Raw genomic sequence first — 24,794 nt, 5'->3', positions numbered from 1 at the left:
GAGCTGCCCGGACGCCGCCCAACTCCCGTACCACCCCTGCCCGGAGGCACTCATGCGCCACGCCCACAGCCCGCTCCGACCCGTCCGCCGCCGTGCGGCCCAGGCGCTGGCCGTCACCGGGGCCGCCGCCCTGCTGCTCACCGGCTGCGGCTCCTCGGGGTCCTCGTCGTCGGCCGCGGAGGGCAAGCCCGGGGAGAGCAAGGCCGGTGAGGGCAAGGCCGGGTCGAGCGGGGCAGGGGAGGCGAAGGCGGCGGCCGGCGGCAAGCGGACCGTCAAGGACGCCACCGGCACGGCCGTCGAAGTTCCCGCCGAACCCAGGCGGATCGTCACCCTCACCCAGGAGGACCTCGACGCGGTGCTCGCCCTGGGCGTCCAGCCGGTGGGCATCACCAACGGCCAGGGGCTCAACGAGCCGCCCGCGTACCTCAAGGACAAGGTCAAGGGCGTGCCGGTGGTCGGCAACCTGCTGCAGCCGGTGATGGACAAGGTGATCGCCGCCAAGCCCGACCTCATCCTGGCCGGGGACATGCAGGACGAGCAGGTGCTCAGGCAACTGCGCGAGATCACCCCCGCCACCCTGGTCACCATGGCGCCCACCGACGACTGGAAGCTCGCCTTCCGGGGCATCGGCAACGCCGTCAACAAGCTCGACCGGGCCGACAAGGTGATCGACGACTACCAGGCCAAGGCCACCAAGGCCGGCGCCGACCTGGGGAGGAACAAGGGCGCCGCCGTCTCCATCGTCCGCTGGAACCCCACCGGCCCGAGCTGGATGGAGAAGAGGCAGTTCGCCGGCGGCGTCGCCCTGGACATGGGCCTCACCCGCCCGGCCGCCCAGGACAAGGACGGCAACGCCCACAGCCCGGCGCTCAGTCTGGAGAAGCTCTCCGAGATCGACGGCGACTGGCTGTTCCTGTCCACCCTCACCGACGACGGCAGGGCCGCACTCAAGGACGTCCAGTCCAAGCCCGCCTACCAGGAGCTCAACGCGGTGAAGAACCACCACACCGTCACCGTGGACGGCTCGGTCTGGTCCACCCGGGGCGGCCCGCTCGCGGCCGACGCCGTCATCGGCGACCTCGGCAAGGCGCTGTCCGCGTCCTGAACGCGACCGAACCGGGGGAGCCCGACATGGAGTTGACGATCCAGGGCGTCACCGCCGGGTACCGGCCGGGGCGCCCGGTGCTCGGCGGCATCGACCTCACCGTGCCCGCCGGGCGGGTGGTGGCCGTGGTCGGCCCGAACGGCTGCGGCAAGTCCACCCTGCTGCGGGCGGTGGCCCGGCTGCACCGGCCCGACGGCGGGCGGATCCTGGTCGGCGGCGAGGACATCTGGCGGCTGCGCCCGCGTCGGGCCGCCCACCGGGTCGCGCTGCTCCCGCAGAGCCCGCAGGCCCCCGAGGCGGTGACCGTCGCCGGCCTGGTCCGCTACGGGCGCCACCCGCACCAGGGACTGTTCCGCCAGTGGTCGCCCGACGACGAACGGCTCACCGCCGAGGCCCTGCGCGCCACCGGCGTCGACGCCCTCGCCGACCGCCGCCTCGACCAGCTCTCCGGCGGCCAGCGCCAGCGCTGCTGGCTCGCCATGGTGCTCGCCCAGGACGCCCCGGTGGTGCTGCTGGACGAGCCGACCAGCGCGCTCGACCTCGGGCACGCGGTGGAGGTGCTGGAACTGGTCCGGCAGGTCGCGGCGGGCGGGCGGACGGTGGTGATGGTGCTGCACGACCTCGCGGCGGCCGCCCGCTACGCCGACCTGCTGGTCGCCCTGAGGGACGGCGCGGTGGTCGCCTGCGGGCCGCCCCGGGAGGTGGTGGACGCGTCGCTGGTGCGGGCGCTGTACGACATCGACAGCCATGTGCTGCCCGCGCCCGACGACGGGGCACCGGTGATCGTCCCGCGGGCGGCGCCGGCCTGACGACCCGGCGGCCGCCCGCCCCGTGCCCCGTCATCGATCACTCGTTCGAGTGGTTTCGACTCCGCAGCTCACCGCCGACCTCCCCCCGCCCGCCGAGTTGTCAGTACCGCTCGCTACGTTCCTCGCATCGCTGGTCAGCACGTGATCAGAACGTCGTTCCCGGTGGGAGGAGTACGGCCGTGGCATGGGTGGAGACGGACGCGGGAGGGTACCGCGTCGCGCTCGACGAGGACGGCAGGGTGGTGTGCCGCAACGCCGCGGGGCGCGCGCTCAAGACACTGCCGCCGAAGCTCGGTGACGACCCGGTGGTCACCCAGCTCAAGCAGCTCTCCGAATGGCTCGCCGCGCACGAGCGCCGCTGCCAGGAGGACGTCGAGCGGTGGATGGTGCGCTCGCTGCCGGTGCCCGCCGCCGTGCTCGCCGCCGTCTGGCCCGACGAGGCCTGGCGGGCCGTCCTGCGGGACGTCGTGGTCACCGGACCGGACGGCGCCGTCGCCGGCTTCCTGCGCGACGCGGACGCCGAACGCGGCCTCGGCCTGGTCGACCTCGACGGCGACACCGTCCGCCTCACCGACGGCGAGGTCCTGATACCCCACCCGGTGCTCCTCCCGGACCTCGACGACCTGCGCGAGTTCGCCGTCGAACTCGGCGTCTCCCAGCGCGTCCAGCAGCTCTACCGCGAGGTCTGGCACCGGCCCGACGAACCGTCGGCCGGCACCGAGGTCACCACCTACGCCGGCGGCCGCTACCGCGAACTGCGCGAACTGGTCGGGCGCTGCACCCGGCTCGGCTGCCGGGTCCGCGGCGGCTCCGCGGTCCAGCCGATCACCGAGGGCGGCCGCACCGTCGAGGCCCGGGTGTGGGTCGGCGACTACTACGAGTACGACGCCTGCGAGACGGGCGCGCTCAGCTGGGCCGGCCCCGACGGCCGCGCCCTGCCGCTCGCCGAGGTCGGACCGGTCGCCTGGTCCGAGGGCATGAGGATGGCCGCCGCCCTGTACGCGGGCCGCACGATCGAAGGGGAGGAAGCCGCATGACCACCACCGTCCCGAACCCGGGCGCCGCGACGCCCGAGGCGCTGCTCGACGCCGGCGCCGTCCTCCCGCCCGGCACGCTGCCGGACGCCGGACGCCCCGACAGCGCCGCCGACGTGCTGACCGCCCGCGGCTACGCCCACCCCGCCCTGGACGGCCGCCGGATCGTCCGGCTGGTCCCCGGTGCGCTCGGCCGCGCCGAGGACCTCGCCCTGGAGTTCCTCGGCCTCGCCCCCGAGGGCGAACCCGCCGAGGTCGGCCAGGTCCGCCAGGAGGCCCTCGGCTTCCCGGCCTGGGCGCTGGTCCACGACCCCGCCAACGGGCACCACGCGCTCGCCCTGGTCAAGGACCTGGAGCGGCTGGCCCGCCAGGCCCGGTCCAAGCCCGGCGCCGCCAAGGACGGCTTCGACGCGCTCGCCACCCGGCTCGGCCGCGCCGTGCCGCACTTCCTGCCCACCTTCTGCGAGGAGGTCGGCCGGATCTTCCTCGCCCACGACAACCGGACGTACGCCGCCGCCTGGTTCGGCAAGGCCCGCGAGGCCGAGCGCACCCACAACCTGGCCGTGGACGAGGAGCGGCTGCGCGCCGTCTTCCTGGAGTTCGCCCTGGCCGGCGCGCTCACCGTCAAGTCCCTGCGCCAGTACGTCAAGGAGCTCGCCCAGCGGCTCGACCCGCTGACCGCCTGGCAGCGCTTCCGCCAGCTGTGCACCGAGCGCTCCGCGGCCGGCATGGCCCCGTACGCCGGGGTCGCCGAGGACGCCCGCGCGCTGCTCCGGGCCGCCGGACTGGACCGCACGGAGCACGAACGGGCGCTGCTCGCCGAGCTCCTGGACTCCCCGGCGGTCAACCGCGCGCCCGCCGCGTTCTGGAAGTCCTGGCACGGCGCGCTGATCGACCTGGGCCGGAACGACGCCGCGGTCCGCACCCGCCTGCTGGAGCTGCTGCCCGACCCGGCCGCCTCCGGCACCGACTCCGCGCCGCACGACACCGCCTGGCTGGCCGTCCTGGCCGAGACCGGCGCGGAGGAACTGCTCACCGGCCCCCGCGCCGAGGGCGCCGAGCCCGCCGCCGCCTGGCTCCAGCGGTGGTGCCACCACCTCGGCCGCGGCTGGCGCAGGAGCCCCAGCTGCCCGGCCACCCTCGCCCTGGCCGGGCGGATGGTCGAGCGGCTGCGCGCCGACGCCACCCCGGTCGACCTGTTCACCGGCATCCGTGTCAGCCACACCCGGCTCGACCTGCTGAACCTGCTGCTCGCCGAAGGCGTCCCGGTCGCCGACCCGCCGGCCGGCCTGGGCTTCGACCTGCGCGAATGGGTCGGCCAGAGCGGCCAGGACGCCGCCGCCCTCGCGGCCGTCGCCGCCGACGAGCGCTTCCGGCCGCTGCTGCGCCGCGCCGCCCCGACCGCCTGGGAGCCGGCCGTCCAGCGCCGGGCCGCCGTCCTGCCGCTGCTGAACGAGCTGTTCACGGAGTGGGCCGAGGAGCGCGCCGACGAACTCGCCACCGTCCGCGGCCTGGCCGGCGCCGACGACCTGGTCCGCTCACTGGCGCAGTTCCGCACCGCCATCCGCACCGTCGCCCCCGCCGCCGCCGAGCGGATCGCCGCGCTCGACGTCACCGGGCTGCTCACCCGCGCCCTCGGCGCCGGCATCCTCGACGAACTCGGCTGGCCCGCCCTGGAGGAGGCACTCGGCCGGCTCGCCGACCCGCCCGCCCCCGACGCCCTCCCGGACACCGCCCCCGGCCACCGCCCGCACGGCCTGAACGACCTGATCGTCGAGGACGCCTGGCCGTACCTCATCCTCGCCCGCCACGACCGCGCCCTCGTGGTCGGCCCCCAGGGCATCGTGCTGGAGCACACCCTGCGGCTGCCCACGGCGGACCGGATCCGGAACCGGAACCGGCCCCGGCTGCGCTTCGTCGACGGCGAACTCCTCGTCGTCTGGTACCAGGAGGGGAAGCAGCAGGCGTACTGGTCCAGCCGGCCGGAGCAGACCTTCGAGCTGGAGGGCCCGAGGATCGCCGGGTACTACTACGGCGAACGCCACCCGGAGGCGCCGTCCCTCCCCGTGGCCGGCGGCGGCCGCACCACCGGCACGCGCCCGCTGCACCCCGGCGACACCCGGCTGCCCGAGGAGCACCCCGTCCTCGGTGACGGCACCGGCCACTGGACGGTGCGGCACGCCCACGACGGCCCCGTCCTGCGCGAACTCGACCCGGCCACCGGCACCCTGGGCCGCACCGCCGAGCCGCCCCTGATCGCCGCCACCGCCGAGGCCGGCCGACTCGTCCTCGACAGCACCCGGCTGCTGCCGCTGCAGCCCGGCCTGGAGAGCACCCCGCTCGGCACCGACGGCACCGTGCTCGGCAGCTGGGTCCGCACCGAGCCCGGCCGCGCCGTCACCACCTTCACCGCCGACGGGCAGCGCATCGTCCTGCCGCTGAACGGCCGCGACGACACCCACGTCCTCCCGGTCGGCCGGCTCGCCCTGCCCGGCGCGCACGGCCCGGTGGTCAGCCGCACCGGCGAGCACCTCGCCCTCAACCTGCCCGACCCCGCCGACCGTTCGGACCGCACCACCGAGCTGCACTCCTGCCGGGCGGGCGGCCTCGCCGCCGCCGGTACGGCGCTCGTCCCGCCGTACGACCACTGGCACGCCCTGCGGCCCCGCGACGAGGCCGGCTCCCGGGTGCTGCGCGCCCTGACCACCGAGCAGGCCGCCCGACTGATCGACCTCGCCTGGCCCGCCGACACCGAACCCGTCCCGGAGGACGAACAGCGCTGGCTGACCGTCCAGGGCATCCGGCGCCCGCTCGCCCAGCGCGGCGAGGCCCGCAACAGCCTCCCCGTCGAGGCGGTCGGCGCCGCCCTGCCCGGCGTCACCCACCCGCTGCTGCTCGCCGGTGTCGCCGGTCTCGCCCGCGCCGCCGCCGACCTGCTCGACCGGGCGGCCCGGTTCCTCCCGCAGCCCGACGCCGAACGACCCGCCGAGGCCGAAGCCGCCGAGTACCGCCCCGAGCGCGGCCGCGACCACGAACTGCGCGCCGCCGTCGACGCCGTGCTGCCCGGAACCGGCGGCTTCGGCGGCTGGGGCAGCACCGACCGCTACTGGACGCTCAACAACCTGCGCGCCGTCAGCGCCGTCCTCGCCGATCCGCCCGCCGCGAGCGGCGAAGGCTGGAGCACCCCGGCGACCGTCACCGTGCGGGGCGGCGACGCCAACCACGGCTGGCTGCACCTGCTCGGCCGCCTGGACGTCCTGGCCCACGCCGCCGCCGCGCCGCTCACCGAACAGGCCCACCGCTCCTCGCTGGTGCTGCTGCTCGGCGAACTGACCAAGGGCCCGCTCGCCGACCGCGGCGCCACCCTGCGCGAGATCGTCCTCGCCGAACCGGCCGACACCACCAGGGACAGCCGGCCGGCCGGCCACCGCGCCGGAGAGGTGCTGCGCCGCGGCGACCGCACCGTGGTCATCCTCGGCCACCGCCGCCAGTTCACCGACGGCACGGTGCACTGGCTCGCCGTCGACCACGACCCGAGCGGCGAGTTCGGCCCGGTCGCCCACTTCACCACCGTCATGGAGCGCGGCACCGAGGAACGGCTCAGCGCCGCCTGGACCACCAAGTTCTGGCGGCTCACCATCCTGCGCCGGGCCGTCCCCTGGGACGAGTCCCGTGCCGCCGCCTTCGCCGAACTCACCGGCATCGGCACCGCCCGCGCCACCCTGCTGCTCAGCCCGCCGCCGGGCCTCCTCCAGTGGGGCAACGCCCAGGTGCCCGCCGAGTACGGCCTCAAGCCCGCCGAGGTCAAGGCCGCCCAGCACTGGCTGCGCGGACACGACCACGACGGCATCGCCGCCGTCTGGGGCGCCCTGGTGCCCGGCGACGACCCGAAGCGGCTGTGGACCGAGGGCCCCGACCTCGCCGCCGGCGCCGAGGCCTGGATCCGCCACTTCGGACGCCTCGTCACCCTCCCCGAGGACGCGCAGGCCACCGTCCAGGGCGTGCCCATCACCACCATCGAGGCCGTGCTCAACCCCGGCCACACCCCCTGGCTGAACGGCACCACCACCTTCCGGCTCACCGACGACGGCCACGGCACCCCCCGACTGGCCCCCGAGGACGCCTCCGCCGTCCCCGCCTCCGGCGCCCTGGACACCACCATCCGCGCCCTGCGCTGGCTCGCCTACCACCTGCCCGCCGACAGCCCGCTGCGCCCGCTGATGCCCCGGGCCGCCACCGCGCTGCGCGAACGGCTCGCCGATCCGGAGCTGCTGCTCGACCTCGACCTCGTCCGCACACCCAAGGGTGCCTCGCTGGCCGCCGTGCTGCGCCCCCACTTCGGCCTGCCCGCCGAGGGCGGCGCCGACCCGGACGGCCTGGTCCGCTGCGGCCCGGCGCTCGTCCTCACCCCGTACCACAACGAGTTCGAGCGGGTCTGGCTGCGCCCGGCCGCCCTCACCGGCCCGGACGACCCGCTGCTCGAACTGCTCGACGGGCTCTCCGACAGCTACTGGTTCGGCACCGAGCGAGCCTCGATCCAGTCCGTCCTGCGCGGCGAACCGGAGCGCCTGGCCGCCTCCGCCGCCGCGCTGACGGCCACCGGTGACGGCCCGGCCTGGCTGCAGAACCCGCAGCTGTCCGCCCCCGAGCTGGTCGCCGAAGCGGCCCGCACCCACGGCCTCGGCGAGGACGCGGCCGCGCTCCACCTCCAACTGCTCGCCCTGCCCGACCCGACCGACCGCAACACCGCCCGCTGGACGGGCTGGAAGCCCGCCCGGCTCAAGCGCGCCCGCGCCGAACTCGCCGCCAGCGGACTGGTTCTGGAGGCCAAGCGGGCCCGGGCCGGCCGCAGCCTCTTCCTGCCCGGCGGCTGGCAGGAGGCCAAGTCGCCCGCCCTGCCGGTGGAGACCTGGAAGGCCGGCCTCTACGAACTGCCCACCCACCAGCCGGTGCTGCCGCACCTGCCCGTCCCGGAGCTGTTCGCCCTCGCGTGGCAGCGCACCGTCGACGGCGACGCCCCCGGCTACGAAGAGCTCCAGACCGGCAAGCGCAGGAAGGCCCGCCGATGACCACGACGACCACCACCACCGCCACCGACTCCCCGGTCCGGCAGATCGTCCCGCCCGAGGAGAAGTACGCCGCCGAACTGGAGTTCCTGGCCGCCCACGACGGCGGCCCGCGCCCGCCCGGCTGGCGCCTCACCCCGCGCGCCGCCGTCACCTTCGTCATGGGCAGCGGCGGCGAGAAGCTCAAGGCCGGTCGCCGCAGCCTGGCGATCGAGCCCAAGTTCGTCGGCGAACGCGCCCTGGTCGAACGCTGCGTCGTCACCCTCGCCGGAGAGCGCGGCCTGCTGCTCGTCGGCGAACCCGGCACCGCCAAGTCGATGCTCTCCGAGCTGCTCGCCGCCGCCGTCTGCGGCACCAGCGCGCTCACCGTCCAGGGCACCGCCGGCACCACCGAGGACCAGCTCAAGTACGGCTGGAACTACGCCCTGCTGCTCGCCAAGGGCCCCAGCCGCGAAGCCCTCGTCCCCTCCCCGGTGCTCACCGCGATGACCACCGGGGCCGTCGCCCGGGTCGAGGAGGTGACCCGCTGCCTGCCCGAGGTGCAGGACGCCCTGGTCTCCCTGCTCTCCGAACGGCGCATCGCCGTCCCCGAGTTGGCCGGTACCCCGGACGGACAGCTGCACGCCGCCGCCGGCTTCACCCTGATCGCCACCGCCAACCTGCGGGACAAGGGCGTCAGCGAGATGTCCGCCGCCCTCAAGCGGCGGTTCAACTTCGAGACGGTCGGCCCGATCAGCAGCCTCGCCGCCGAGGTCGAACTGGTCCGGCGCCAGTCCACCACCGCCGTCGCCCGGGCCGGCGCCGGCTACGCCGTCGACGACGCGGTCCTGGAAGCCCTGGTCACCGCCTTCCGCGACCTGCGCACCGGCCGCTCCACCGAGGGCTGGGACGTCGAGCGCCCGTCCACCGTGATGAGCACCGCCGAAGCCGTCTCCGTCGCCACCGCGCTCGGCGTCACCGCCGCCTACCTGCCCGACGGCGGCGACCTCCTCGGCCGCCTCCCCGGTCAACTCCTCGGCGTCGTCCGCAAGGACGACCCGGCGGACGCGGCCCGGCTGCTCGGCTACTGGGACGGCCCGGTCCGCCGCCGCGCCGAACAGGGCGCCGCCACCTGGCGCACCCTGTGGGACCTCCGCTCGGCGCTGGAGGCCTGACGATGACGAGCAGCGCGGTGAAGCCCACCCCGGACGGCCCCCTCGGGGCCGGCGCACGACCTGCCACCGACCTCGACGTCCGCGCCGAGGCCGACCGGCTGGCCGGCTCCGGCACCGACCGTCCCGGGCCCTACCTGATCGGCGTGCGTCACCACGCGCCGTCCCTCAGCGCGGTCCTCCCCGCGCTGCTCGACGCCGCCCGTCCCGAGGCGGTCCTGGTCGAACTGCCCGCCGAGTTCCAGCCCTGGCTCGACCGGCTCGCCGACGAGGCCACCGAGGCCCCGGTCGCCCTCGCCGCCGCCCCGGCCGGCCCGGACGACTCCGGCCGGCTCGCCTTCTACCCCTTCGCCGACTTCTCCCCGGAGCTCGTCGCCCTGCGCTGGGCCCGGCGCAACGGCGTCGAGACCATCGCCTGCGACCTCCCGCTCGCCCACCGCACCGGCCCCGGCGGCCCCAGCGGCCCCAGCGGCCCCGGCGGCCCGGGCGGTGCGGGCGGCGCGGACGGTGCCGCCGGCGCGCGCGACCGCCGTCAGGGCGAGGGCCCGGGGGCTCCGGGCGTGGCGGACGCCCTGCGCCACCGCCTCACCGGCCGCGACTCCGACGAGGACCTCTGGGACCGCCTGGTCGAGACCGCCGCCCCCGGCTCCACCCCGGACGCCGTCCGGCGCGCCGCCCTCCTGGTCGGCTGGGCGCTGCGGCACGACGCCGAGACCGGCCCCGGAGTCGACCCGTACGACCTGCGCCGCGAGGCCTGGATGCGCGCCCGCATCCGGGCCGCCTCGGCCGACGGACGCCGGGTCGCCGCGGTCGTCGGCTCCTTCCACGCCCCCGCCCTGCTGGACGGTCCGATCGCCCCCGAGGCGTCGCTCGGCCCCGAGGACGCCGGGCACGTGCTCTCGCTGATCCCGTACACCTACCCGCTGCTCGACGCCCGCTCCGGCTACCCCGCCGGCATCCGCGACCCGGAGTGGCAGCACACCGTCCTCGACGCCGGCGGCGACCCGGAGCGCCTCAGCGAGGCGCTCACCGCCACCGCCGTCCGGATCTGCGCCGCCCTGCGCACCCAGGACCACCCCTCCGGCCCGGCCGACGCCCGCGAGATCGTCCGCCTCACCGGCGACCTCGCCAGGCTGCGCGGCCACGCCGCCCCCGGCCGCGGCGAACTCGTCGAAGCCGTCCAGACCGTCCTCGCCCAGGGCGAACCCCTCGGCCGCGGACGGGCCGTGGCCCGCGCCCTGGAACAGGTCCTGGTCGGCACCCGCACCGGGCGCCCCACCCCCGCCGCCCCGCGCAGCGGACTCGCCCCCGCCGTCGAGACCCTGCTCGCCGAGCTCGGCCTGCCCGCGCCCACCGACCCGGGCCCGCGCGAACTGCGCCTCGACCCGCTGCGCAGCCCCCTGGACCGCCGCCGCGAGGTCCTCCTCCACCGGCTCACGGCCTGCGGCGTCCCCTACGCCGAGCCCCTCGCCACCACCGGCCCGGGCGGCACCGAAACCCTCGGTACCCGCTGGCGCCTGCACTGGACCCCGGCCGTCGCCGCCATGCTCACCGTCGCCGGCACCCGAGGTGTCACCCCGGCCCAAGCCGCCGAGGGCACCCTCCGCACCCGCCTCGGCGACGACCCCACCCCCCGCGAGATCATCGACGGCCTCACCGTCGCCGCCTCCTGCGCCCTCCCCGATCTCACCGCGCTCCGCCTCACCCAGCTCACCGCCGTCCTCCCCACCACCGCCACCCTCCCCGACCTCCTCGACGCCCTCACCCTCCTCGACCGCCTCACCGCCGGCCACTTCCCCGGTCTCACCGGGGGTACGGCGCCCTCCACCGAGCCGACGGCCGTCTCCGGCCGGGCAGACCCAACACCCCGGTCCGGCAGTGTCGTTGTCGAAGAGCGCCCCGCCGCCCCCCTCCACGCCGCCGTGGAGCTGCTGACCGCCGCCGCGGTGCGGCAGGTGGAGGGGTTGGGCGGGTCGGACGATCCGGCGGATGCGCGGGCACTGGTGGAGCTGGCCCGGCGGGCGGATCGGCTGGGCGGGGTGCGGCTCGCGCACGTGCTGGGCGAACTCGCGGAGCGGGGCAGCCCGTTGGTGCGGGGTGCGGCCGGGGCGGTGCGGGTGCTGCTCGGGCAGGAACCGGCCGGGGTGTTCGGTGGCCGGGCCGCGTCCTGGGTGGACGGGGCGACCGACGTACGGGCGCGGCAGTCGCTCGGGCGGGCGCTGGTCGGGTTGTTGACCGCCGCCGAGGGGCTGTTCGACAGCGCGCCCGAGGCGCTCGAACCGGTGCTGGAGCGCGTGACGTCACTGTCCGACACCGCCTTCCTGGACCGGCTGGCCGCGCTGCGCGGCGGTTTCGACACGCTGAGCCCGGCCGCCCGTGACCGGCTGCTGGCCCTGGTCGAGGAGCGGCTAGGTACCCGCCTCGCCGCCCTGCCGGAGGCTACCGACCCCGCCGTGGTGGCGAGCTGGGTCCGCGCGGACCTGGCCGCCCGCGCGGTCCTCGCCCGTCGGGGGCTGGCGCCACAGGCACCCGCGGACCAGACCCCCACCCCCCAACCAGCGCCCGCACCCACACCCATGCCAACGCCCACGCCCATACCCGCACTCACGGCCCAGCCCCTGGGCACCGGCCCCCACACCCTCACCCCCGCCGAGCGCTGGCGCCTCCTGCTGGGCCGCCCCGGCACCGCCGGCCTGTCCGGCCGCAGCGCCCGACTCGCCACCGCGCTCGACGAGTTGTACGGCAGCGGGCACGGCGAGGGTTCCGGCCCGGGCCTCGGTGACCGGGGCGGTCGCGAGGCGCCCTTCCCCGGGGTGCGCGAATGGGCCGAGGAACTGGAGGCGCTGTTCGGCCCCGGCCTGCGGGAGGAGGTGCTCGCGGCCGCCGTCGCCCACGGCCGCACGGACGTCCTGGAGGCGATCGACCCGTCCGCCGTCCGCCCGTCCGTCGACCTGCTGCGGACGGTGCTGGACCACGCGGGAGGCCTGCCCGAGGCCCGGGTGGCGCGGCTGCGCCCTCTGGTCCGGCGGCTGGTGGACGAGTTGAGCCGAGAGCTGGCGACCGCCCTGCGCCCGGCGCTGACCGGGATCAGCGTGCCGCGCCCCTCCCGGCGTCCGGGCGGCGGGCTGGACCTGCACCGGACCATCCGGGCCAACCTCGCCACCGCCCGTCCCGCCCCGGACGGCTCCGGCACGCTGATCGTGCCGGAGCGCCCGGTGTTCCGGACCAGGGCGCGGCAGGCCCACGACTGGCGGCTGATCCTGGTGGTGGACGTGTCGGGGTCGATGGAGGCGTCCACGGTCTGGGCGGCGCTCACCGCCTCGATCCTGGCCGGGGTGCCTTCGCTGAGCACCCACTTCGTCGCCTTCTCCACCGAGGTCCTCGACCTGACGGAGCGGGTGACGGATCCGCTGAGCCTGCTGCTGGAGGTGCGGGTCGGCGGCGGTACCAGCATCGCCACCGGGTTGCGCTACGCGCGCGAGCTGGTGACGGTGCCGTCGAGGACGCTGGTCGTGGTGGTCAGCGACTTCGAGGAGGGCGGCCCGGTCAACGGGCTGCTCGCCCAGACCCGGGCACTGGTGGACTCCGGCGTGCACCTGCTCGGCTGCGCGGCACTGGACGACACCGGGACGGCCCGGTACTCGAAGGCGGTCGCGGAGCAACTGGTCGCGGCCGGCATGCCCGTGGCGGCGCTGAGCCCGCTGGAACTGGCCCGCTGGGTGGGGGAGAAGGTGCGATGAACGCGACGACGCAGGAGAACGGCTGGCCGGGCGTCCGGCCCGAGGTGGTCGCCGAGGTGGTGTCCGGCCTGAGCGCCCGGCTGCAGAAACGGCTGGACGGCGCGGCGGCGAAGCTGGCGCAGCGGCCGCTGTCCCGGGAGGGCGACGAGTGGCGGGTGCAGGTGGACGAGGAGGCCCTGCTCGTCCTGCACGCCCCGGGCGGGGTCGTCGCCGACCCGGCCGGCGTCCGGTGCGGCTGCCTGCTGGCCCCGGCCTGCGTCCACCGGGCCGCAGCCGTCACCCTCTGCCCTCTGGCGGAGCCGACCGAGGCCGACCTCGACTCCTCGGACGCCCCCGAAGCCGGGCCCCCCGAGGCCGGGGCCGCCGAGGCCGGGGCCGCCGAGGCCGGGGCCGCCGAAGCCGCGGCCGCCGGAGCCACGGCACCCGAGGGGCCGCCAGAACCGGATTCGGCCTCCCGACCCGAACCCGCCGCCCTCACCCCGCCCGAACTCGCCGCCGCCCGGCACCTCCACCGGGCCGCCTGCTCCCTGCTGGCCGCCGGGATCAGCGGTGCGGGCGCCGTCTCCCAGGCCGAACTGCTGCGCGCCGCGCACCGGGCGCGCGTGGCCGGGCTGTACCGTCCGGCCGCTGCGGCGATCACGGTGGTGACCAGGCTGCGCGCGGCACGTTCCGGCGCGCCCGACCACCGGCTGGCGGACCTGGTGTCGGCCCTGCGCGAGCTGCTCGGTCTCACCGTGGCCCTGAGCACGCCCCTCGACGCCCCCGACCCCACCCCGCTCCCCGCGCTCCGCGGCACCGCCCGCCAGGCCTACGCCGAGGAAGGCGGCCTGCGGCTGTACGGGTTGTTCGCCGAGCCGGTGCTCACCGCGACCCACGCGGGCGCGGTGACCTGGGCGGTGGAGGCCGGAGGCCGGCTCAGCACGGTCGCCGAGGTGACCCCGCACGGTGACGCCGCGACCGCCGCCCCGCTGGCCGTCGGGGCGGGCAACCGTACGGTGCGGCTGGGGGACACCGCGCTCAGCCACCGCGAGTTCAGCCGCGCCGGGCTGGCCGTCCAGGGCGCGACGCGGTCGGCCACCGGACGGCTGGGCGCCGGAGCCTCGGTACGGGCGGTCCGCGCGGCCGGGGCGGACTGGACGGCGGAGCCGGTGGCCCGGCTGTGGTCCGAGCCGCCCGCCACGCAGGTGGCGCGAGCCCTCGCGGCGCAGGAACTGCCCTACGAGAGCCGCCCGGCCGGGAGCGACCTGCTGTTCCTGGACGTCACCCTTCTCGGCACCGCCCCGACCGGCCCCGGCGGAGCGCCCCAGCTGCTCGCCCGCGCCGCCGGGAGTGACCTGGTGATCGCGCTGCGCCCGGGGCACGAGCACCCCGACCTGGCCTTCCGGGCCAACCTCGCCCTGCTCGCCACCGCCCCCGGCCTGCGGCTCCGGCTGATCGGCCGCCTGGAGCGGGCCGACCGACCGCAGCTGCGCCTGCTCGCGCTCGGCACACCCCCGGACGCCTCCGACCAGCCCGCCTCCGACCAGCCCGGGTCCGTGCACCTGGCCCTCGCCGCCGACCGGGCCGGCCGGGCCAACCTCGGCCTGGAGCGCCTGCAGACGGCCGACCTCCGATCCACCGGCACCCAGCCCACCGGCATCCAGCCCACCCACACCCCGGCCGATCACCCGGCAGGGTCCCCGTCCCAGCTCCCCACCGCACCCCCGGACGGCCCGCCCGTGCACGTGCTCGGCCGCCGGGTGGAGCAGACGGTGACCACCGGCAGGTCCGCCCTCGCCCCGAGCGCGGCCACGGCGGCGGCCGACCGGAGCCTGCTGCGCGCCGCAGGGCTGGCCACCGCCGCCCAGCTCCTGGACGGTCTGCGGGCGGCCGCGGTGGACCAGGGGCGGGACGTGTTCGGCCGGGTCGTTGCGGATGACCACGACGCCTTCGCCACGGCCTGGCTGGCCGCCGCGGACTACACGGAGGCGCTGGCCACCGCGCTCTGCTCGGCCGCGTGGGGAGCCGACGGAACCGCGATCGAGGAGGCCCGGCAGACCGCACACCTGTAGGAGAAGCCGACAGGACAGCGCCGTGCCCATGTCCGCCCGTCCAGCGGCTCGTTGACGCTGCGTGATCAGTGATCACCTACCGGCGCATCCGAGCCTTGTGCCGGCCCCTCCATCCAGGTCGAAGTATTTGCAGAGACCGGTTATCGGCGCCAACTGGCATACTTGTGGGAGAGGAGACACCACAGGGCACACGGAGCAGGGTGAAGGGAAGGCGAGCCATGTCCATCCGCGACGACGCGGCCGAGGTTCGGGCCAGTGGCTGGCGGACGCTCGCCGCACTGCACGGGTTGATCGATGCCGCGCTGGAGAAGGCGCTCCAGGCGGAGCACAGGCTCTCGGTGGTCGAGTACACGGTGCTGGAGGCGCTCTCCCGGCAGGACGGCTGGCACATGCGGATGCAGCAGCTGGCCCGCGCGGCAGCGCTGAGCAGCAGCGCGACCACCCGGCTGGTCAGCCGCCTGGAGGACCGCGGCCTGCTGGGCCGCTACCTCTGCGCGGACGACCGGCGCGGCATCTACACCGAGCTGACGCCGGAGGGCCGCGCCCTGCTGGAGGCCGCCCGTCCGGTGCACGACGCCACCCTGGAGGCGACCCTGACCCAGGCCGCCGAACTCCCCGAGCTGGCCCCGCTGGTGGACGCGCTCGCCGAACTCACCCCGGCCAAGTCCTAGCCAGAGCCCGTCCGCCGGGTCACTGCCGCCGGGTCGGCGCGGCCCTCACCGCCGTCCGGCGGCCAGCGCGTCCCGGTGCACCCGGTCGAGCAGGGCGAGCAGCAGTTCCTTGCTGGACGCCCGCTCCCGGACGTCGCACAGCACCACCGGCACCTCCGGCCCGAGGTCGAGGGCGCGGCGCACGTCCTCCGGGGTGGCTTCGCGGCGGCCGTGGAAGCAGTTGACCCCGATGGCGAACGGGATGCCGCGCTGCTCGAAGAAGTCCACGGCGGCGAAGCTGGATTCGAGCCGCCGGGTGTCCGCGAGGACGATCGCGCCGAGGGCGCCGAGCGCGAGGTCGTCCCACATGAACCAGAACCGGAACTGCCCCGGCGTGCCGAAGAGGTAGAGCACCAGGTCCTCGCGGACGGTGATCCGGCCGAAGTCCATCGCCACCGTGGTGGTGGACTTGTCCTGGACGCCTTCGAGGCTGTCGACCCCGATGCTGGCTCGGGTCATCCGCTCCTCGGTCTGCAGCGGTTCGATCTCGCTGACCGAGCCGACCATGGTGGTCTTCCCGACGCCGAAGCCGCCGGCGACGAGGATCTTGACCGCGCCCGGCACCAGGCTCTGCGTCGTCAATTCGGGTCTCCTGGAAGGGAACTCGGAGTTTCGAGGAGGGGAGGGGAGAGGGGCGAGGGGAGGGCGGATCCGGGCCGTCGCCGTCCGTCAGAGCCGGCGGACGCCCTCGATCACCGCCTGGATCAGCGAGATGTCCGGCGCCTCGGCGAGCTGGACCGGGGCCCGGGTGAGGATCAGCCGGGCCTCCGCCAGGTCGTCCAGCAGCACCTTGACCACGCTCACCGGCAGGTCCATGGTGGCCGCGATCTCGGCGACGGCCAGCGGGCGTTCGCGGCACATGTCGAGGATCGCGGCCGGTTCGGGGGCTAACCGGCTGGTGTCGGTGCGCGGGTCGGCGGTGACCACCAGGGTGATCAGCGCGAACCCGTCACGGACCGGGCCGGTGCGCCCGTTGGTGATCGCGTAGGGGCGGACCAGGTGGCCGGCGTCCTTGTCGTAGAACCAGCCCTCGTCGGCGTCGGCGATGGTCACGCACCGCCACCCGTGCCGACCTGGCCCGCGTCGATGCGCGGCGCCGCGGTGAGGTACTGGCCGACCTGCTTGACCAGCATGTTGATCTCGTAGGCCATCAGCCCGGCGTCCACCTGCTCGCTGGTGAGCACGGCGAGCCGGGCGCCCTGCCCGGCGGTGGTGACGAACAGGAACAGCTGGTCCATCTCGACGACGGTCTGGCGCACCCGCCCGCCGTTGAAGCGGTGCCCGGCGCCGCGGGCCAGGCTCTGCAGGCCGGAGGCGACGGCGGACAGGTGCTCGGCGTCGGCCCGGTCGAGGCCCTGGGACATGCCGACCAGCAGGCCGTCCTCGGAGAGGACGATGGCGTGGCGGGTCTCGGGTACCCGCGCCACCAGCTGGTCCAGCAGCCAGTTGAGGTCGCGCTGGGTGTCGGTCTGCTGCTGCGTCATCACTGCTGTTCCTTGGCTTCCTGAACGGCGGAGGCTTCCGCGGCTTCCTCGGGGGCGGAGGCCGCGGCCGGGTTGGGGGCGGTGGCGGGCGCGTCCGGTGCGGACCCGGCCGCGCGGGCGCTCCGGGTGCCGCGCTGGATGGCGGCCATGGTGGCGCGGGACCGCGCCGGCGAGGGGTCCTCGGCCTCACCGAACCGCGGACCGGCCGGGGCGGCGGACGGCGACGGCGGCGGGGCCGGCACGGCCGACGGCGGGATCATGCCGCTGGGCGCGTGGGCCTCGCGGAGCTGCTCGGCGAGGCTGGCGTTGCGGACCCGCTGCGGCAGGACCCGCGGGGTGCGCAGCTCGCCGTCCGGGCCGTGCTCCACGTGGTCCTCCTGCGGGCGTTCGTGGGTGGGCGTCGACCGGTCGGCGGGAACCCCGTCGAACCCGGCCCCGGAGTCCGCGAGCGGCCCGGTCGCGTCGCGGTGGGCGCCGGCGTCACCGTGGGCGCCGGCGTCACCGGCGTCACCCGCGGGCCCGGCTGTCGGCCCCGGCGCGACTCCCGATGCCACTCCCGGTGCCCTTACCGATGCGAGCCCGGCGACGAGCTCCGCCGACGGGTCGGTCGGCAGGTCGTACGGACGCGGCAGCGTGGGCCGGGGGACCACCACGGCGCCGGGCAGTCCGGGGATCTCGGCGCCGACCGGCAGTCCGGCGTTCTCGGGGGCGGCCCCGCCGACCACGCCGTCCTGCCGCCCGAACAGCTCACCGGTGGCCACTCCGCCGCCGTGCTCACCGGAGGCCGGGGACGCGGGCACCGCGCCGTCAGCAGCCCCACCGTCAGCGGCCGTGGCCGCATCGGTGCCGGCCACAGCCCCCGCCGGATCCCCCGGACCGGCCGGTCCGGCGCCGAGCAGCCCACTGAGCACTCCCGCCAGCGCGCCCGACAGCTCCCCGTCGATCTCGCCCGGGTCGCCGTCCGACGGCCGCGGCTCGGGCGCCGGGGTCCGGGTGACCCGGGCGCCGGACGGCAGCCCGGGCACCGCGGCCGGCTGTTCGGCCTGCTCCAGCAGCATCGAGGGCACCAGCACCACGGCCCGGGTGCCGCCGTACGGCGAGGGCCGCAGGGTGACCTGGATGTCGTGCCGGGCGGCCAGCCGCGCGACCACGAAGAGGCCGAGCCGCAGGTCGTCCCCGAGCGCGGAGACGTCCAGCTCGGGCGGGTTGGCCAGGTACTCGTTGAGCCGCTCGTACTCCTCCTCGGTCATGCCGAGGCCGCGGTCCTCCACCTCGACGGCCAGGCCCTTGGGGACCTCCTGCGCGGAGACCTGCACCTGGGTGTACGGCGGGGAGAAGGTGGTGCCGTTCTCGATCAGCTCGGCGACCAGGTGGATCACGTCGGCGACGGCCTGTCCGCTGAGCGAGGCGCGCGGCACGCCCTGGACGACGACCCGGGCGTAGTTCTCGGTCTCGGAGACGGCGCTGCGCAGCACGTTGACCACGGGCACGGCGTTGCGCCAGCGCCGGGCGGGCAGCGCGCCGCCGAGGATGACCAGGTTCTCGGCGTTGCGCCGCATCCGGGTGGCCAGGTGGTCGACCGCGAACAGTTCGCGCAGCAGCTCTGGTTCCTCGTGCTCGCGCTCCAGCGCGTCGAGCATGCTGATCTGCCGGTGGATCAGGATCTGGGTGCGGCGGGCGATGTTGAGGAAGACCTTCTTGGTCCCCTCACGGCCCTGGGCCTGGTGGACGATGGCGGCGACGGCGGCCTGCCGGACGGCGGCCAGCCCGTCGGAGGTCTGCTGGACCTCGTCGCCGACCCGCCGCGACGGCGTCCAGGTGGGCGGGGTGGGCACCGGCTCCCCGGCGCGCAGCCGCCCGACGACGTCGGGGATCTCCTGCTGGGCGAGGGCGAGGGTGTCGCTGCGCAGCCCGCCCAGCCGGGCGGACAGCGTCCGGGCGACCCGGATGCCCCGGATCAGGCTGATCAGCAGCACCACCGCGACGACGGCGGTGCCGGCCACCAGCGCGGTGCGGTTCCCGGCGTCGCGCAGCAGGTAGGCGGCGTAGCCCCAGGCGGCGGCGAGGCCCAGGCTGGGGACCAGCACGAGGGCGAGGAGCGAGCCGCGGAGGGAGCCGGACCGGCCGGCGCGGTGGCCCGTGCGGGGGGCCGATATGCCTGGCATCTGATTCCTTGTTGCAGGGCCGAGTTGCAGGCCGGGTCTCGGGTCCGAACGGCGGATCGGCCCGAGCGGCCCGGACGGGCTTCAGGGCGCCGGGGCCGGGGGTCGCCGGACGCGGTGACGCGGTGTCACCGTCCGGGCGCGGTGGTGCAGCACGGCCGCCGACGGCAGGAAACCTATCAGTCCCGGGTGGCCTCATCGCAACATCAACTGACGATATGTGAGCGACCGATGGCAGTGCCGACCGGCCGCGACCGGAGTGTTCGTCGACGGAACGCCGCAGGTCGGCGCGGGTGCCGCCAAGCGGAGACGGCTCCTCGGGAGGCCGGGCGGGCCTCCCGAGGAGCCGTCAGGAACAGGTCAACCGTCACCGCGCCGGGGATTCGCCACCGTCCGGGCGGCGGTTCCTCCGGTGGATCAGCTCGCCGCGGAGAGCGGCACCACCCGGCCGTACCGCTCGTGCCGCCCGTCCGCCGGGGAGGCCACCGAGGTCGCAGAGGCCGCAGGGGCCGCGGAGGCCGCGGGGCTCACGAAGCCGGTGGGGACCGCGGACGCCGAGGCGGCCTCGGCCTCCAGCTGGTTGAGCTCGGTCCATGCCCAGCTCGCCAGGTCGGACAGCTCGGCCGACCACTGCTTGCCGTACGTGCCCGCCGCCACCTGTCCCAGCCGCAGCTTCTGCACGTCCGAGGTGCCGGCCGGGGCGTAGATGTGGGTGGCGTCCCGCAGGTAGCGGATGACGTTGTGCTCCTCCTGGGTGCCGCGCGCGGCGAAGATCTCCATCGCCTGGCGCGCCGAGTCCATCGCGTACTCGGTGTTGATGAGCTTGGCGTTCATCAGCTCGGCGTCGCAGGCCTTGCCGTGGTCGAGCAGGTGCGAGGCGTGGTAGGCGGCCAGCTTGGCCGTCATCAGCCGGGACTGCATCTCGCCGAGCTTCAGCGCGATGCTGTTCAGCTGGCTGATCGGCCTGCCGTAGAGCGCCCGCTCCTCGGCGTAGCGCACGGTGTCCTCCACCACGGCGACGTGGATGCCGAGCGCGACGGCGCCGAGGTTGAGCCGCCCGTACAGGGTGGAGGAGGAGTACGCGACGTCGAGGCCCTGGCCCTCCTCGGCGAGCCGGTTGCCGACCGGGATCCGGCAGTCCTCGAAGACGAGCTCGCCGAAGCTGAAGCCGTGGAGGCCGCCCTGGGTGCCGATCGCGCCGGCGCGGAAGCCGGGCCGGTCGCTCTCGACCAGGAAGGCGGACAGGCCCTTGCTGCCCGTGTCGGTGCGGAAGACCACCCCGTGGACATCGCCGATGTGCGAGTTGCCGACGAACACCTTTCGGCCGTTGAGTACGTACTCGTCGCCCTCGCGGCGGGCGGTGCCGGCCATGCCGAGCACATGGCCGCCGGACTCCGGCTCGGTGACCGCGATCGTCGGCAGGGATTCGCCGGACGCGAACTTCGGCAGCCAGGCGCGCCGCTGGGCGTCCGAGCCGAAGTGGATGACCTTGGCGACGCCGAGCTGCGAGGCCTGCGCCATCGCGCCCATCGCGCCGCTGACCCGCGCCAGCTCCTCCACGATGATGGTCTTGGCCAGGTGCCCCAGGCCCAGGCCACCGAACTCGCGCGGGATCGTGACGCCGATCCAGCCGCGGCGGGCGATCTCCCGTGAGAGCTCGAACTCGACCTCCCGGTCGGCCTCCATTCTGGCCACCTGAGGACGCACCTCCTTCTCCGCGAACTCACGGACCTCCGCCCGGAGGCTCTCGTGTCGCTCGTCGGTGAAGTAGTCCATCGCCATGCTTGGTCCTCTCGTTCCGGTGGGTGTCGTGCCTCCGTTCACGCCGTAGATGCCGCTCCGGCCGCGCCCCCTGCGAGATGAGGGTGGGGGTGTGGAGGTGTGGCGGCGCCGATCGCGTCGAAAGCCATCGGTGCATGCGGACCTTGGACCGGTGCCTCCCGTGGGGCTGGGAAACTACCGTCCGTGTCTTCGGCAGGGCTCATTGTCATATGTGCACATGGACTCCACACATAGTGGATCTTGAATTGGCGGGATTCGGCCCGTCAAGTCGGCGACTGGTTTCACCACCGTGCCGGATGGGGATAGACCGTGCCCCGCTCCGGCGGTGTGCCGCGGGGCCGCTCACATGCCGCTTTGACTGTTCATCAGCAAGGGCGGCGATCGGTCCCGATAGCACCGTGGCGCCCGGATGTCTGATTACATGTGCGCCATGACTGATGTGATGAGCACTCAAGGCCAGTTCCCGGGTGCTGCCGGGGAATCCGAGCGGACCCGCAGGCTGCGCAGCCTGGGTCTCAACGAACCCTCCGCGGACGAGGCCTTCGACCGCTTCGCCCACCTGGCAGCCAGCATCACCCGCGCTCCCATCGCGATGGTCAACTTCATCAACGACGAGCGCCAGATGTTCCGGGGGCTCTACATTCCGCCAAACTCGGCCGAGGTCGCGGCCGAAGAAGGCGCCTCCTGGGCGGATCGGGGCATCGCCTTCGACCTTCCCACCCGGCAGATGCCGATGAGCCACGGCTTCTGCCCGCACGTCGTCGCCCAGCGCTCACCCCTCGCGCTGGACGACATCCTCGCCTACCCCCGCTTCGCCGGGAACCCCGTCGTGGACGAATTGGGCGTCCGGGCCTACCTCGGAGCGCCCCTCGTCGACGACACCAACACCGTCATCGGCACCGTCTGCGTCCTCGACCGGGAACCCCGGCAGTGGGGGCGCGAGCGCCTGCGCGACATCCAGCACCTCGCCGAGGCGCTGCTCTCCGAGATCCGGCTGCGCGACAACCTGCTCGCCCAGCAGCAGGAGATGTTCGCGGCCTTCGACGGCTCCCCGTTCCCCATCATGCTGACCGACGGCCCCGGCCAGGAGATCCGCTACGCCAACGCCCAGCACGCCGACACCTTCGGCGCCCCGGTGGCGTACGGATCGATCGGCACCGCCTACCCGCAGCTCGGCGCGGCCGGCCTCCAGCAGGCCGTCTCGGAGGCGTACCACACCGGCCGCGCCACCGTCCTCAACGACGTCCGGGTCCAGTCCGGCCGCCCCGAGGCGCAGCGCATCCAGCAGATCTTCAGCTTCACCTGCACCCCGCTGCGGGTCGCGCGCACCGGCCAGGTCAACGGCGTCCTCACCGTCGGCATGGACGTCACCGCCCAGTCCCGCACCGAGGAGGAGCTCGGCACGCTGGCCGCGCTGCTGGTCGACCGGCTCCAGCAGAGCGGCGCCGCCACCTCGACCGGCCGGCCGGGCGTCGCCGGCGGGTCCGGACTCGTCCTGCCGAGCTGAGCGGCCTACCGTCGCCCGTGCGCGGCAGCGCGGCCCGCGGGGGCACCAGCCGTCCGCACCGTCCGTACCCGCAGTTCCGTCCGTTCCGTCCCCACCGTCACCACCGTCCGTACTGTCCGTGCCGTCCACCACCGTGGCGGGGCGCCTCTCACCCCCGAGGAGAGGCTCCCCGCCACTCTGTCGTCCGGGCCCGCACCCGCCGCCTGTCGTGCCCGCACCCGCCGCCCGTCGTGCCCGCACCCGCCGCCCCTCGTGCCCGCACCCGCCGCCCGGGCCGAGCGGGTGAACCGTCCGCCGACCCCGCCCCGGCCGGGCCCCGCAGCCGCCCGCCGATGGTAGGCATGGGCCGCATGGACTGGATGGACTGGTTCGCCGCCCCCGACTACTGGCTGAGCCGACTGCTCGTCCAACGCCTGCTCGCCGGCCTCTATCTCATCGGATTCCTGGCGGCCGCCGCGCAGTTCCGCCCCCTCATCGGCACCGACGGCATGCTGCCGGTGCCCCGCTTCACCGCCCGGGTGCCCTTCCGCCAGTCACCCGGGATCTTCCACCTCCACTACAGCGACCGCTTCTTCGCCGCCGTCGCCTGGAGCGGCGCCGCGCTGTCCGCCGCCGTCGCGGCCGGGCTCGCGGACGCCGTCCCGCTCTGGGCCTCGATCCTGCTCTGGGCGGCGCTCTGGCTGCTCTACCTCTCCATCGTCAACGTCGGACAGACCTGGTACTCCTTCGGCTGGGAGTCGCTGCTGCTCGAAGCGGGCTCCCTGGCCGTCTTCCTCGGCAACGCCGACACCGCACCGCCCACCCCCGTGCTCTGGCTGATGCGCTGGCTGGTCTTCCGGGTCGAGTTCGGCGCCGGACTGATCAAACTGCGCGGCGACAGCTGCTGGCGCGACCTGACCTGCCTGCGGTACCACCACGAGACCCAGCCCATGCCCGGACCGCTCAGCTGGTTCTTCCACCACCTGCCCGACCCGCTGCACCGGGTCGAGGCGGCGGCCAACCACCTCGTCCAACTCGTCGTCCCGGTCGGCCTGCTGCTCCCGCAGCCGGTCGCGACCTACGCGGCCTGCGCCGTCGTCGCCACCCAGCTGTGGCTGATCGCCTCCGGCAACTTCGCTTGGCTCAACTGGCTGACCGTCGCCCTCGCCCTCGCCGCCGTCGAACCGTCCCGCCTCGGACTGCCACGCCACGCCCACGACCTCCCCGGCGCCCCCGTCTGGTACCAGGCACTCGTGGCCGCCGTGACCGCGGCCGTCCTGGTGCTCAGCTACTGGCCGGTACGGAACATGCTCTCGCGCGGCCAGGTGATGAACCGCTCCTTCAACCGGCTGCACCTCGTCAACACCTACGGCGCCTTCGGCAGCGTCAACCGCCTCCGCCAGGAGGTCGTGGTCGAGGGCACCGACGAAGCCGTCCTCACCCCGCACACCGTCTGGCGCGAGTACGGCTTCAAGGGCAAGCCCGGCGACGTGCGCCGCCTCCCGCGCCAGTACGCCCCCTACCACCTGCGGCTGGACTGGCTGATGTGGTTCGCCGGCATCTCCCCGGCCTACGCCCGCCCCTGGTTCCTGCCCTTCGTCGCCCGCCTGCTGACGGGCGACCGGGCGACCCTGCGGCTGCTGCGCCACAACCCCTTCCCCGACGCCCCACCGACCCACGTCCGGGCGACCCTCTATCTCTACCGGTTCACCGGATGGCGCGAACTGCGGGAAACCGGCGCGTGGTGGCACCGCACCGCGCTCCACGAGTACCTCGCGCCGGTCGACCTGCCCACCCTCGGACGGGCCGGCTTCCGTCCGCCGCTCGGCCGCCCGGCCCGCGGCGTCCGCGACGTCCCGCTGGACCGGCTGCGGCGCCCGCGCCCGCGCCCGCGCCGGGCGGAGCGGCCCGGCGAGCGGTCGGGTCGACCGACCGACCAGCTGGCCGACCGGCCGTCCGACCACCCGTACGGACCAGGGCCGGACCACCCGGGCGGACCTCCCGGGTAGCGGCCAGGCGGGCGGTATGGCACACGACACCGGCCCGTCCGGCGGTGGGTGCGTGCAAGGCTCGAACGGGCACCCGTATTCTGGGCCTCCACAACCGGCAGCCCGCCCGCGTGCCCCCGTGTCCCGCCCCAGGGGCACCCCGCGCAACCGGTCCGCCGCCCCCTCGCCGCCAGCCCCGCCGTCGTCGCCCAGAACCGGACCTCAC

15 protein-coding genes are annotated in these 24,794 nt (G+C 75.4%); 10 read left to right on the top strand and 5 right to left on the bottom strand.

The features are described from left to right. Positions 1–52: 52 nt before the first annotated feature. From ACZ6Z8_RS16510 to ACZ6Z8_RS16475, 8 genes are all read left to right on the top strand, one after another. On the top strand, positions 53–1,105 hold the full coding sequence (locus tag ACZ6Z8_RS16510; protein WP_465610268.1) for an ABC transporter substrate-binding protein: 1,053 nt from the start codon (positions 53–55) through the stop codon (positions 1,103–1,105). Between the two features lie 26 nt (positions 1,106–1,131). Further along, a complete protein-coding gene (locus tag ACZ6Z8_RS16505) occupies positions 1,132–1,914 on the top strand; it encodes an ABC transporter ATP-binding protein (protein WP_465610266.1) in 783 nt (260 codons plus the stop codon). Positions 1,915–2,093: 179 nt separating this feature from the next. Then, on the top strand, positions 2,094–2,951 hold the full coding sequence (locus ACZ6Z8_RS16500; RefSeq protein ID WP_465610264.1) for a DUF4132 domain-containing protein: 858 nt from the start codon (positions 2,094–2,096) through the stop codon (positions 2,949–2,951). Beyond that, positions 2,948–8,017, top strand: a complete 5,070-nt coding sequence (locus tag ACZ6Z8_RS16495; protein ID WP_465610262.1) for a hypothetical protein — start codon at positions 2,948–2,950, stop codon at positions 8,015–8,017. The genes ACZ6Z8_RS16500 and ACZ6Z8_RS16495 overlap by 4 nt, the downstream gene beginning before the upstream one ends. Beyond that, entirely contained in the window at positions 8,014–9,168 is a 1,155-nt protein-coding gene (locus tag ACZ6Z8_RS16490) for an ATP-binding protein (RefSeq protein WP_465610260.1), read from the top strand. Before ACZ6Z8_RS16495 ends, ACZ6Z8_RS16490 begins: the two co-directional genes overlap by 4 nt. Before the next feature lie 2 nt (positions 9,169–9,170). Then, a complete protein-coding gene (locus ACZ6Z8_RS16485; RefSeq protein ID WP_465610258.1) occupies positions 9,171–12,905 on the top strand; it encodes a DUF5682 family protein in 3,735 nt (1,244 codons plus the stop codon). Continuing rightward, complete coding sequence (locus ACZ6Z8_RS16480; protein ID WP_465610256.1) at positions 12,902–14,956, top strand: hypothetical protein; 2,055 nt, start codon at positions 12,902–12,904, stop codon at positions 14,954–14,956. Before ACZ6Z8_RS16485 ends, ACZ6Z8_RS16480 begins: the two co-directional genes overlap by 4 nt. A gap of 218 nt (positions 14,957–15,174) precedes the next feature. Beyond that, entirely contained in the window at positions 15,175–15,627 is a 453-nt protein-coding gene (locus ACZ6Z8_RS16475; RefSeq protein ID WP_402815603.1) for a MarR family winged helix-turn-helix transcriptional regulator, read from the top strand. Positions 15,628–15,672: 45 nt separating this feature from the next. Here ACZ6Z8_RS16475 and ACZ6Z8_RS16470 read toward each other — a convergent pair whose 3' ends face one another. The 5 genes from ACZ6Z8_RS16470 to ACZ6Z8_RS16450 form a co-directional block, all read right to left on the bottom strand. Continuing rightward, on the bottom strand, positions 15,673–16,248 hold the full coding sequence (locus ACZ6Z8_RS16470; protein WP_030280204.1) for a GTP-binding protein: 576 nt from the start codon (positions 16,246–16,248) through the stop codon (positions 15,673–15,675). A gap of 87 nt (positions 16,249–16,335) precedes the next feature. Then, positions 16,336–16,719, bottom strand: coding sequence for a DUF742 domain-containing protein (locus ACZ6Z8_RS16465; protein ID WP_465610254.1), 384 nt, complete (start codon positions 16,717–16,719; stop codon positions 16,336–16,338). Beyond that, positions 16,716–17,150 (bottom strand): roadblock/LC7 domain-containing protein, encoded by a 435-nt coding sequence (locus ACZ6Z8_RS16460; protein WP_465610252.1) that lies wholly within the window; start codon positions 17,148–17,150, stop codon positions 16,716–16,718. Before ACZ6Z8_RS16460 ends, ACZ6Z8_RS16465 begins: the two co-directional genes overlap by 4 nt. Further along, entirely contained in the window at positions 17,150–19,315 is a 2,166-nt protein-coding gene (locus ACZ6Z8_RS16455) for a sensor histidine kinase (protein WP_465610250.1), read from the bottom strand. The genes ACZ6Z8_RS16460 and ACZ6Z8_RS16455 overlap by 1 nt, the downstream gene beginning before the upstream one ends. Positions 19,316–19,729: 414 nt before the next feature. After that, on the bottom strand, positions 19,730–21,094 hold the full coding sequence (locus tag ACZ6Z8_RS16450; protein ID WP_465610248.1) for an acyl-CoA dehydrogenase family protein: 1,365 nt from the start codon (positions 21,092–21,094) through the stop codon (positions 19,730–19,732). Between the two features lie 430 nt (positions 21,095–21,524). On the opposite strand from ACZ6Z8_RS16450, the gene ACZ6Z8_RS16445 reads away from it, so the two are divergent. Beyond that, a complete protein-coding gene (locus ACZ6Z8_RS16445; RefSeq protein WP_465610246.1) occupies positions 21,525–22,601 on the top strand; it encodes a GAF domain-containing protein in 1,077 nt (358 codons plus the stop codon). Positions 22,602–22,960: 359 nt separating this feature from the next. Beyond that, positions 22,961–24,589, top strand: coding sequence for a lipase maturation factor family protein (locus ACZ6Z8_RS16440; RefSeq protein ID WP_465610552.1), 1,629 nt, complete (start codon positions 22,961–22,963; stop codon positions 24,587–24,589). Positions 24,590–24,794: the final 205 nt, after the last annotated feature.

The organism is Kitasatospora sp. NPDC101108 (assembly GCF_055584725.1).
The sequence above is the reverse complement of the archived record's forward strand: the minus strand, read 5'-3'. Positions and strand labels throughout refer to the sequence as shown.

Bases quoted from the DNA above. Each gene is read 5' to 3' on its own strand.
- ACZ6Z8_RS16455 (WP_465610250.1), bottom strand. From the start codon at position 19,315: ATGCCAGGCATATCGGCCCCCCGCACGGGCCACCGCGCCGGCCGGTCC.
- ACZ6Z8_RS16460 (WP_465610252.1), bottom strand. From the start codon at position 17,150: ATGACGCAGCAGCAGACCGACACCCAGCGCGACCTCAACTGGCTGCTG.
- ACZ6Z8_RS16510 (WP_465610268.1), top strand. From the start codon at position 53: ATGCGCCACGCCCACAGCCCGCTCCGACCCGTCCGCCGCCGTGCGGCC.
- ACZ6Z8_RS16480 (WP_465610256.1), top strand. From the start codon at position 12,902: ATGAACGCGACGACGCAGGAGAACGGCTGGCCGGGCGTCCGGCCCGAG.
- ACZ6Z8_RS16440 (WP_465610552.1), top strand. From the start codon at position 22,961: ATGGACTGGTTCGCCGCCCCCGACTACTGGCTGAGCCGACTGCTCGTC.
- ACZ6Z8_RS16485 (WP_465610258.1), top strand. From the start codon at position 9,171: ATGACGAGCAGCGCGGTGAAGCCCACCCCGGACGGCCCCCTCGGGGCC.
- ACZ6Z8_RS16445 (WP_465610246.1), top strand. From the start codon at position 21,525: ATGACTGATGTGATGAGCACTCAAGGCCAGTTCCCGGGTGCTGCCGGG.
- ACZ6Z8_RS16505 (WP_465610266.1), top strand. From the start codon at position 1,132: ATGGAGTTGACGATCCAGGGCGTCACCGCCGGGTACCGGCCGGGGCGC.
- ACZ6Z8_RS16495 (WP_465610262.1), top strand. From the start codon at position 2,948: ATGACCACCACCGTCCCGAACCCGGGCGCCGCGACGCCCGAGGCGCTG.
- ACZ6Z8_RS16490 (WP_465610260.1), top strand. From the start codon at position 8,014: ATGACCACGACGACCACCACCACCGCCACCGACTCCCCGGTCCGGCAG.
- ACZ6Z8_RS16450 (WP_465610248.1), bottom strand. From the start codon at position 21,094: ATGGCGATGGACTACTTCACCGACGAGCGACACGAGAGCCTCCGGGCG.
- ACZ6Z8_RS16475 (WP_402815603.1), top strand. From the start codon at position 15,175: ATGTCCATCCGCGACGACGCGGCCGAGGTTCGGGCCAGTGGCTGGCGG.